General features: G+C 63.0%; 8 protein-coding genes. 6 read left to right on the forward strand and 2 right to left on the reverse strand.

Going from position 1 to position 8,409, the window contains the following annotated elements; all coding sequences use genetic code 11:
- Nucleotides 1-89: 89 nt before the first annotated feature.
- Complete coding sequence (locus tag QMX97_RS30610) at nucleotides 90-1,034, reverse strand: aliphatic sulfonate ABC transporter substrate-binding protein (protein WP_282398153.1); 945 nt, start codon at nucleotides 1,032-1,034, stop codon at nucleotides 90-92.
- 246 nt (nucleotides 1,035-1,280) lie between these two features.
- Between QMX97_RS30610 and QMX97_RS30615 the strand changes: the two genes are divergently transcribed.
- The 5 genes from QMX97_RS30615 (at nucleotide 1,281) to QMX97_RS30635 (ending at nucleotide 6,743) form a co-directional block, all read left to right on the forward strand.
- Entirely contained in the window at nucleotides 1,281-2,219 is a 939-nt protein-coding gene (locus tag QMX97_RS30615) for an aliphatic sulfonate ABC transporter substrate-binding protein (RefSeq protein ID WP_065904577.1), read from the forward strand.
- Nucleotides 2,216-3,541 carry an LLM class flavin-dependent oxidoreductase gene (locus QMX97_RS30620; protein WP_282398154.1) on the forward strand — a complete coding sequence of 442 codons (1,326 nt, stop codon included), beginning with the start codon at nucleotides 2,216-2,218 and terminating at the stop codon, nucleotides 3,539-3,541. Before QMX97_RS30615 ends, QMX97_RS30620 begins: the two co-directional genes overlap by 4 nt.
- Nucleotides 3,542-3,926: 385 nt before the next feature.
- Complete coding sequence (locus tag QMX97_RS30625; RefSeq protein WP_213553821.1) at nucleotides 3,927-4,985, forward strand: ABC transporter substrate-binding protein; 1,059 nt, start codon at nucleotides 3,927-3,929, stop codon at nucleotides 4,983-4,985.
- Complete coding sequence (locus QMX97_RS30630; RefSeq protein WP_282398155.1) at nucleotides 4,972-5,961, forward strand: ABC transporter permease subunit; 990 nt, start codon at nucleotides 4,972-4,974, stop codon at nucleotides 5,959-5,961. The genes QMX97_RS30625 and QMX97_RS30630 overlap by 14 nt, the downstream gene beginning before the upstream one ends.
- Complete coding sequence (locus QMX97_RS30635) at nucleotides 5,955-6,743, forward strand: ABC transporter ATP-binding protein (RefSeq protein ID WP_065907542.1); 789 nt, start codon at nucleotides 5,955-5,957, stop codon at nucleotides 6,741-6,743. The genes QMX97_RS30630 and QMX97_RS30635 overlap by 7 nt, the downstream gene beginning before the upstream one ends.
- On the opposite strand, the gene QMX97_RS30640 is transcribed toward QMX97_RS30635, so the two are convergent.
- Nucleotides 6,744-7,592, reverse strand: a complete 849-nt coding sequence (locus tag QMX97_RS30640; RefSeq protein ID WP_065907544.1) for a helix-turn-helix transcriptional regulator — start codon at nucleotides 7,590-7,592, stop codon at nucleotides 6,744-6,746.
- Nucleotides 7,593-7,701: 109 nt separating this feature from the next.
- Here QMX97_RS30640 and QMX97_RS30645 point away from each other — a divergent pair, with 109 nt between their 5' ends.
- Nucleotides 7,702-8,112 carry a hypothetical protein gene (locus QMX97_RS30645; protein ID WP_065907546.1) on the forward strand — a complete coding sequence of 137 codons (411 nt, stop codon included), beginning with the start codon at nucleotides 7,702-7,704 and terminating at the stop codon, nucleotides 8,110-8,112.
- Nucleotides 8,113-8,409 lie beyond the last annotated feature (297 nt).

Consider the following 8,409-nt stretch of genomic DNA (forward strand, 5'->3'; position numbering starts at 1 on the left):
CGCGAATGCAGTCTTTCAGTCGAAGATGTATTCATTGAACCACCGCTTTCGCGAGCAAGCCCGCTCCCACAGTTAGACCGTGCCCGGCCTCAGGGCTTCCAGGTCTGTACATCCTTGGCGTCTACCGCCTTGGGCAGCAAGCCGGCCTTGAAGAACGCATCGGCAATCTTCTGCTGCTCACCCAGCTGATCGAGCGTCACCGGTTGCACCTGATAACTGCGGTGCGCATTGGCCGCTTCTACGGTGGCCACGTCCAGGTTGCCCCACAACGGGCCGAGGATTTTCGCCGCGTCCTGCGGGTTTTTCTTCACCCACTCGCCGGTTTTCTCCAGCTGCGCGTACACCACTTTCAACACCTGCGGATGCGCCTTGGCGTACGGCGTCCCGGTCAGGTAGTAACGCTTGTAACTGGCCAGCCCGGCGCCGTCGGCCAAGGTGCGTGTTGGCAATTGACGCTGCACGCTGGTCAGGAAGGGTTCCCAGGTGACCCATGCATCCACCTTGTTGTTCTCGAACGCCGCGCGACCATCGGCCGGCGACAGGTACGCAGGTTCGATATCCGAGAAAGCCAGCCCCGCCTGGGCCAACGCCGCGATCAGCAAATAGTGAGTGCCGGCCGCCTTGGTCACCGCGATTTTCTTGCCTTTCAAATCCGCCAGTTGCTGGATCGGCGAATCCTTGCGCACCACGATGGCCTGGGCCGAAGGCGAGGGCGCTTCCTGGGCGAAGTAGGTGAGTTTGGCCTGGGCCGCCTGGGCGAAGATCGGCACGGTATCCGCCACATCGGCGCTGATGTCGACGTTGCCCACGTTCAGCGCTTCGAGCAGCGGCAGGCCGCTGGGGAACTCGTGCCAGCTCACATCAATGTTGTCGGCCTTGAGGGCTTGTTCCAGGCTGCCCTGGGTTTTCAGCAGGGTGATCAGGGTCGAGGATTTCTGGTAGCCGATGCGCAGGGTTTCCTGGGCTTCGGCGCTGATGGCAACGGAAAAGGCCAGCAACCCTAAAACGACGGCGAGGGGACGGCGAATGGACATGGCGAGCTCGATCTTCAGCGAAATATCGCCAAGCATAAAGTTCTAAAAATCATTCGATAAATACTCTTTCGATCTTAGCTTAGGGCGCTTTTCGCACCGTCCTGCGAATTCGGCATAACCATAGAATTATAGAGTTCTTTCATAATCGCTCGTCATTAATATAATCAAGTTCGCTTATTTGCCAGGCCTTATGCCGCGTTTTGGCATATGCAGCTTCTTTCACTTCTTCTATGCCAAGGCCTTTTCATGACGTTCAAAAAACTCATTCTCGCCGCCAGCCTGCTGTTTGCCGCAGCGGCGGCCCATGCCGAGCAGACCCTGGATATCAGCTACCAGCGCTCATCCACCCTGTGGATCCTGCTCAAGCAAAATGGCCAGCTGGAACAGCGCCTCAAGCCGCTGGGGTTCACGGTCAACTGGCATGAATTCAGCACCGGCCTGCTCAGCTCGTTGAACGCCGGCAGCGTCGACCTGCATGCCGATGTGGCCGACGCCTTCGCCCTTTTCACCCAGGCCGCCGATGCGCCGCTGACTTACTACGCGCAGGAAAACGCGTCGCCCGGCGCGCAGGCGATCATCGTGCAGGATAAATCGCCGATCCACAGCGTTGCCGACCTCAAGGGCAAGACCGTCGCCGTGTCCAAAGGCTCGGGCAGCAATTTCCTGCTGATCAGTGCGCTGAAAAAAGCCGGGCTGACCCTTGCCGATATCACCCCGCGTTACCTCGAAGCCCCCGACGGCGGCGCGGCGTTCGCCAATGGCAGCGTGGACGCCTGGGTGATCTGGGACCCGTTCTACGCGACCCAGCAACTCGACCACCACGCGCGCGTGATTGCCGACGGCAGCGACGGCCTGGCCAATTACAACCGCTTCTACCTGGCCACGACCCGGTTCGCCAAGGCGCATCCGGACGTGTTGCAGGTGACGTTCGACACCCTGCGCGAGACCGGCCAATGGGTCAAAGCCCATCCCAAGGAGGCCGCTGAAATCCTCGGCCCGCTGTGGGGCAACATCGCCCCGGCGACGGTGGAGCGCGCCAACAGCCGCCGCAGCTACGACATCATCCCGGTCAAGGTGGACAACCTCGCCGAACAGCAACGCATCGCCGACTACTACTACGCCGCCAAGCTGATTCCCAAGCCGCTCAAAGTCTCTGATATCACCGTGTGGACGCCGAAGCCATGAGCCGCCAGATCCACTTGTCAGCCTTCCTGCTGAGCGGCCCCGTGGTGCACAGCCATGCGGTGTGGCGCCATCCGGAAACTGTCGGCAATTACCTCGATCCCGAGTACTACGCGCGAGTGGCCAAGGTGGTGGAGGAGGGGCTGTTCGACTTTCTGTTCTTCGCTGATCGCCTGGCGGTGGGCGACCAGATGGGCGGCTCCCGCGAGTTGGCCTTGCGCTACGGCGCCCAGGACGCCACGCGCCTGGACCCGCTGCCGATCCTCTCCTACCTGATCGGCCAGACCCGCAAGTTGGGCCTGGGTGCGACGCGGTCCACCACCTATTACGAACCGGCACACATCGCCCGCGAGTTTGCCACCCTCGACCACCTGTCCAAGGGCCGTGCTGCCTGGAATATCGTCACCTCGATGAACGACAGCGAAGGGCGCCTGTTTGGCAAGGACAAGCACCTGGAACACGACCTGCGTTATGACCGCGCCGATGAATTTGTCGAAGTCGCGCTGAAGCTCTGGAACAGCTGGGGCAAGGACGCGTTGAAGCTCGATCGTGCCAGCGGCGTGCTCGCCGACCCGGCGTTGATCCAGTCGGTGCAGCACCAGGGCGAGTGGTTCAAGGTCGAGGGCCCGCTGAATATTCCGCGCACGCCCCAGGGGCGGCCGGTGCTGATCCAGGCCGGTTCCTCGGGACGTGGCCGTCGGTTTGGCGCGCGCTGGGCCGAAGCGATTTTCACCATTCACCCGCACCTGGCAGCCATGCGCGCGTTTCGCGATGACGTGCGCGCGCAGGTCGTGCAGCAAGGTCGAGAGGCCGACAGTTGCAAGGTGCTGACAGCGGTGATGCCGTTCATTGGCGGCAGCGAAGCCGAAGCCCGCGCCAAGCGCGACCAGCACAACGCCCTGGCGCGACCCGAACTGGGCCTGGTGACGCTGGCTTCGCAGTTGAATGTGGACCTGTCGCCCTTCCCGTTGAGCGCCACGCTGGCGGAAATCGCGCAGTCACCGCTGATCCACCCGGCTGCTGCGGAAAAGCTGCTGATGCAAGGCCCGCAGACCACCCTGGAACAACTCGGCCGGATCTTCGCCAGCAGCGTGCGCGTGCCGCAACTGGTAGGTACCGGGGCACAGATCGCCGACCAACTGGCCGAACTGTTCGAGCAGGGCGGTTGCGACGGGTTTGTAATTTCGCCGGGTTATTTGCCGGGGTCGTTTACTGAGTTTGTCGAGAGTGTGATTCCGCACCTGCAGCGCAAAGGCGTGTTCCGCAAAGCGTATGAGGGCTCCACGCTGCGCGAGCACTTGGGACTGGCTGACCTGCAGGCCTGACCGCAACTTGCGCGACACACGCGCTTTTTGTGGCACTGAGCTTTTTTATGGTGAGCAGTTTTTTTGTGGTGAACGGTTTTTTTGTGGCAAGCCCGCTTTTTTGTGGCGAGCGGGCTTGCCCCGCGTTGGGGCGCGCAGCGCCCCCAAAACCCAACCCCGCGGTGTACCTGGAAGAACGCGGTGACTGTATTTGGGGCCGCTGCGCAGCCCAACGCGGGGCAAGCCCGCTCACCACAGGTAAGCCCGCTCACCACATCCAAGCGGGCTCTCCACAGGCAAGCCCACTCACCACAGGCAAGCGGGTTCACCACGGGCAAGCCCACTCACCACAGAAAAGCCCGCTTACCGCATAACCAAGAACATCAATTTAAAAGGGATATTGAGCATGGCCACTTTCGATCACTTGACCCGTCGCCGCCTGCTCGGCATGGCCGGCCTCACCCTGGCTGGCCTGTCGCTGCCCGGCCTGGGCTTTGCCGCCGATGAACACGCCGGCCACAACACGCCCCAGGAGCCCGCCGGCACCGGAGACTTCATCCGCCTGGACGCGCCGCGCAAGCTGAAACTTGCCGTCAACCTCAACGCCGTGTGCCTGGCCCCGGTGGTGATCGCCCACGGCCAGGGCTTTTTCACCAAGCACAATCTCGACGTGGAGCTGGTCAACTTCGGCAACTCCACCGAAGTGCTGCTCGAAGCCATCGCCACCGGCAAGGCGGATGCGGGCGTGGGCATGGCGCTGCGGTGGCTCAAGGCGCTGGAGCAGGGCTTTGATGTGAAGCTCACTGCCGGCACCCATGGCGGTTGCCTGCGATTGCTCAGTGCCGTGAACGGCGGCGTGAGCAAGCTCGAAGACCTCAAGGGCAAGGCCATCGGCGTGACCGACATGGCCAGCCCGGACCGCAATTTCTTTTCGATCCTGCTGAAAAAGCACGGCGTCGACCCGGTGCGCGATGTCGAATGGCGCCTGTACCCGGCCGACCTGCTGGGCACTGCGCTGGAGCGTGGCGAAGTGCAGGCGGTGAGCGGCAGTGACCCGTTCATGTACCGCCTGATCAAGTCCGGCGTGGCACGCGAGCTGTCCACCAATCTGGTAGAGGAGTACGCCAACCTCAGCTGCTGCGTGGTCGGTGTCACCGGCAAGCTGGTGCGTGAAGACAAACGCGTAGTGGCGGCGCTGACCCAGGCGATTCTCGAAGCCCATGACTATTCCGTACAGCACCCGGAGGCCGTCGCCAAGGGCTTCCAGGCCTATGCGCTGAACACCTCCACCGAAGAAGTGCAGGCGATCCTCCACGACCACACCCACGGCCACCATGCGGTCGGCGCGGCGTTGACCCAGGAGATCACCACCTACGTGACCGACCTGAAAACCGTCGAAGTGATCAGCAAGGGCACCGACCCGGTGGAATTCGCCAAGGAGATCACCGCCGATGTCTTCAGCTGACGCCACAACCCTCAATCCGCCCGTGGCCCTCAAGGTCGGCTGGCAGGGCGCCGCCGTGGTGGCGGCCTGGGTGGCCGTCGCGCTGTTGATCAGCTATTGGCCCAACGCGACACGCAATTGGCCGATGACCCAGGGCCTGGCAAATCTGTGTATCGGCGTAGCGGTCGTGTTTATCCTGCTGAGCCTGCTCGGGCGCAAATTGACCAGGCTCGGGCTGCGCCTGCACACGGCGGCGCCTTGGCTGATCGCCCTTCCGGCGCTGTTGGGCCTCTGGGAGTTGCTCACCGCCAAACTGGCGCTGTTGCCGGTGCCGTTCTTTGCCCCACCGCAGGCCTTGCTCGCGGTGTACCTCGAAGACTACGCGCGGCTGGCCGACAGCCTGCTGCATTCGGCAGTGTTGCTGGGCTCCGGCGTGGCGCTGGGCGCCGCCACCGGCTTTGTCGCCGGCGTAGCCATCGGCTGGTCCACGCGGATCGGTTACTGGCTGCACCCGGTGTTGCGCATTCTCGGTCCAGTGCCGTCGACGGCGTTGTTGCCGCTGTGCTTTTTCCTGTTTCCCAGCAGCTGGAGCGCCAGCGTGTTCCTGATCGCGCTGGCCACCTGGTTTCCGGTCACGGTGCTGACCTGGTCCGGCGTCGCCAGCGTCGATAAAGCTTATTACGACGTGGCGCGCACCTTGGGCGCGAAGCAGGGCTTTCTGATTTTCAAGGTGGCGATTCCCGCCGCGTTGCCCCACGTTTTCGTCGGCCTGTTCATGGGCCTTGGCGCGTCGTTTTCCACCCTGGTCGTGGCGGAGATGATGGGCGTGAAATCCGGCATCGGCTGGTACCTGCAGTGGGCCCAGGGCTGGGCCGCCTACGCGAATATGTACGCTGCACTGTTGATCATGGCGTTGGCCTGTTCGGGGTTGATCACCGGGTTGTTCCTGGTGCGCGATCGGTTGTTGGCCTGGCAAAAAGGAACGATGAAATGGTAGCCCTGGCAACTGCAGTCGCCGCTTCCACGGGGTTGGCACTGCGTATTGAAAACCTCAGCCATGGCTTTGCCCTGGACGGTCAGCACCTGCCGGTATTGGAGCGGGTCTCCCTGGATGTTGCACCGGGCGAGTTCGTGGCGTTGCTCGGGCCTTCGGGCTGTGGCAAATCCACCTTGCTGCGGCTGGTGGCCGGCCTCGAACCTGCGGATGCCGGCAAGCTGCTGGCCGACGGCGAGGCCATCCTCGGCCCCGACCCGAGCCGCGTGGTAGTGTTCCAGGACCCGACCCTGTACCCGTGGCGCCGCGTGTGGGACAACGTCGCCATTGGCCTGGAAGCCCAGGGACTGCTCAAGACCCATGCCGGCAAGGTCGACGAGGCGCTGGAAAAAGTCGGTCTCAGCCAGTTTGCCCGTGCCTACCCTCGGCAATTATCCGGCGGCATGGCGCAACGTGTCGCGCTGGCGCGTGCGCTGGTCAACCAGCCGCGCTTGCTGATCCTCGATGAGCCCCTGGGCAAGCTCGATTCGCTGACGCGCATCACCATGCAAAAGGAACTCATCGACCTGTGGCAGCGCCAGGGCTACACGGCATTGCTGGTGACCCACGATGTGGAAGAGGCGCTGCTGCTGGCCAATCGGGTGATTGTGTTCAGCGACCGCCCGGCGAAAATCCAGGCGCAACTGCACATCGACAGGCCGTATCCACGGCACCGCGACGACCCGTATCTGGTCGACCTGCGGCGGCAGATTCTTGGCCTGCTGGGGCTGGGAGAAAGCTGGTAGTCAGCGCGCGTCTTTCAGCGCAATGGTCTGGCTGGTCGCGCTCAACACACCGGCGCGCTCGGCCAGGTAGCGCGCCGGCGGCTGGCCCACCGCCTTGCGGAACATGGTGATAAAGCCGCTGGCATTCTCATAGCCCAGGTCCAGGGCCACGGCTTGCACGCTCTGACCTTTGGCCAGGCGCTGCAACGACAGGATCACATGCAACTGCCGTCGCCAACGGCCGAAACTCAAGCCCAATTCCTCGAGCAGCAGGCGCGTCATGCTGCGCTCGCTCATGCCGATGCGCACCGCCCATTGGCCAAGCGTGGCCTTGTCGGCGGGTTCGGCCAGCAGGCTGTCGGCCAGGCGCCGCAGCCTCGGGTCCCGGGGCATCGGCAGGTGCAGCGCTTCGATGGGGGCAGCGGCCAGCTCGTCCAGCAGCGTGTTGATCAAGCGGCCCTGGGCGCCGGCCTCGTCATACAGCTGCGGGAAACTCACCGCCTTGCTGATCAACTCATGCAACAGGCCGGACACCGCCAGAGTGCAGCACTGCGGGGGCAGGGCGCAGGCGGCATCGGGGTCGATCAGCAGGCAATAGACTTCCGCCTCACCCGAGCCGCGCGCTGCATGGCAGGTGCCGCCGGGAATCCACAGTGCGCATTGCGGCGGGACGATCCAGATCCCTGCTTCGATTTCGCAGTGGATCACCCCGCGCAGGGTGTACATCAACTGGCCTTTGCGGTGCGCGTGTTGCGCGTGTTCCCAGGTGTCCGAGGCGCTGGTGGCACCCACCGCGACCACGGCACGCGGAAACACGTCGGCATCCTTGGCCATCAGTGGGTCGTGCAAGTCCAGGCGGTGGTGTCTCATGGCGCGTTCGCAGTTTGGCTGAATTGCGAAACAGTCTGGCTATTCTGTGCAATGCCGTCCAGTGCCGGGCTTATTATAGTGAGAGTCACTCTCATTAAGGAGCTTGGCCATGCGACTCGACAGTACAACGTTCCCCGTGGTGAAAATCGTCTTTGACGCCCCTAACGAAGGCGGGCCGGAGGATGCGTTCCTGGCCTTTGAACGCCTGTTGGCGAGGGAGCAAGCCTTCATGCTGCTGCACGAAAAATCCGCCGATGAAAACAACCACGAGCACTCCCACGAAGAGCGCAAGCAGGCGTCGATCTGGATGAAAAAGAACAAACAGGCGCTGCGCACGTTCGTCAAAGGCATGATCCAGGTCGAGCCCAGCGCCGCGCAACGCCTGGCCCTGAAGCCGTTTGCGGTCATGTTCGGCAAGGCCTGGGGCTATCCGCTGCTGGTGGTCGAATCCAAGGACCAGGCCTGGGCACTGGCGCGCGATGTGCTGGATGAGCAGGTGTCGGATGTGGCGCATTTCTGAGCTGCGCCAATACAAGCCTGTGGGCGCTGGCTTGCCTGCAATCGCGGTGTGTCGGCACTTCATGCATCAACTGACACACTGCCTTCGCGAGCAAGCCCGCTCCCACATTGGATTCGGGTCGGGCTTAGGCATCCAGGTGCATGGAGATCAAAGGTGGGGATTGGGGTAGCGCCTAGGCACCTGAGTGCATGGAGATCAAAAAGTGGGAGCTGGCTTGCCTGCGAAGGCGGTGTGTCAGGCACCTGATGCATCAGCTGACACACTACCTTCGCGGGCAAGCCCGCTCCCACATTGGAT

The sequence above is a fragment of the Pseudomonas sp. PS01298 genome (genome assembly GCF_029959745.1).
GTDB lineage: Bacteria > Pseudomonadota > Gammaproteobacteria > Pseudomonadales > Pseudomonadaceae > Aquipseudomonas > Aquipseudomonas aylmerensis.

What these genes read in the sequence shown, in the direction of transcription:
- QMX97_RS30625 (WP_213553821.1), top strand. Translation starts at nt 3,927, where the DNA reads ATGGCCACTTTCGATCACTTGACCCGTCGCCGCCTGCTCGGCATGGCC.
- QMX97_RS30645 (WP_065907546.1), top strand. Translation starts at nt 7,702, where the DNA reads ATGCGACTCGACAGTACAACGTTCCCCGTGGTGAAAATCGTCTTTGAC.
- QMX97_RS30640 (WP_065907544.1), bottom strand. Translation starts at nt 7,592, where the DNA reads ATGAGACACCACCGCCTGGACTTGCACGACCCACTGATGGCCAAGGAT.
- QMX97_RS30610 (WP_282398153.1), bottom strand. Translation starts at nt 1,034, where the DNA reads ATGTCCATTCGCCGTCCCCTCGCCGTCGTTTTAGGGTTGCTGGCCTTT.
- QMX97_RS30615 (WP_065904577.1), top strand. Translation starts at nt 1,281, where the DNA reads ATGACGTTCAAAAAACTCATTCTCGCCGCCAGCCTGCTGTTTGCCGCA.
- QMX97_RS30620 (WP_282398154.1), top strand. Translation starts at nt 2,216, where the DNA reads ATGAGCCGCCAGATCCACTTGTCAGCCTTCCTGCTGAGCGGCCCCGTG.
- QMX97_RS30630 (WP_282398155.1), top strand. Translation starts at nt 4,972, where the DNA reads ATGTCTTCAGCTGACGCCACAACCCTCAATCCGCCCGTGGCCCTCAAG.
- QMX97_RS30635 (WP_065907542.1), top strand. Translation starts at nt 5,955, where the DNA reads ATGGTAGCCCTGGCAACTGCAGTCGCCGCTTCCACGGGGTTGGCACTG.